The organism is Vibrio sp. YT-19(2023), assembly GCF_033337395.1.
On sequence record NZ_JAWOQN010000267.1, the window covers coordinates 1 to 877 of the forward strand.

General features: G+C 47.9%; 1 protein-coding gene. It reads right to left on the reverse strand.

Annotated features, from left to right (window positions below):
- The coding region (locus R7E78_RS25330) for a methyl-accepting chemotaxis protein (RefSeq protein ID WP_318058501.1) at positions 1-877 on the reverse strand (877 nt) is incomplete at both ends.

The following is an 877-nucleotide window of genomic DNA, read 5'->3' on the forward strand; positions in this document are numbered from 1 at the left end:
TGCGCATAGCTTCTTAGTTGGCTATATGCTTTGCCGTCACCTCGGCAGTACCACTGGCCGAATCGACATTCTGTATGGCTAGTGACGGTTTCACCAAAAGAGCCACTTTGCAGTAAGCGATAGATGTTGTTTTTCCAAATGGCATGCTCAAGCTTGACCGTATCGAGGAAAGAGCGGGTAGACGCAAAGTGGATCACCCGTTTCATGTGCTCTGATTTGACAACCACCTCGTTGACGATTGAGCCAATTTGCGCCGAAGAGGCGGATACTTCTTCTGCGCAGATTTGGTTTTCATCAATCGCATTTTTGATTGAGCTGACTTGGGTTAGCACCTGATTAACCAGCGAATCAATTTGTTCGCTCGCTTCACTGGCTTTGCCTGCCAAATTTCTTACCTCGTCCGCCACCACTGCAAATCCGCGGCCTGCTTCACCAGCGCGTGCAGCCTCAATCGCTGCGTTGAGAGCCAATAAGGTCGTTTGGTCAGAAATCTCTTGGATAGTAGATACAAGGTGGGAAATAGAAGTCGCGGTGTTATCTAATATCTGCACAGATTCAATGCTTTGAGTGGCTTGTGAGCTGATTTTTACCGCTCGGTCATCCAGACGTGCGAGTGCTTGATGTGTTTGCTTGAACATATCATCAAGCAGTTTGAGCTCTTCGTTTTCATGCGCCATAGATTGAGCGCTTTCGACCATCGCTGTGCGAATGGTTTGGAGCATATCTCCGCCTTTCAAGCTGCTCGACATCAACTCGTCGCTACTTTCGTAACGCTGTTGCGCTGTGTTCAGTAGTTGTTTGGCTTCTTTTAACTGACGTTCCAACGTCTCAACGTCGGTTTGGTACTTGTCTTTAAGGCTCGCTAATTCCTGCTTAA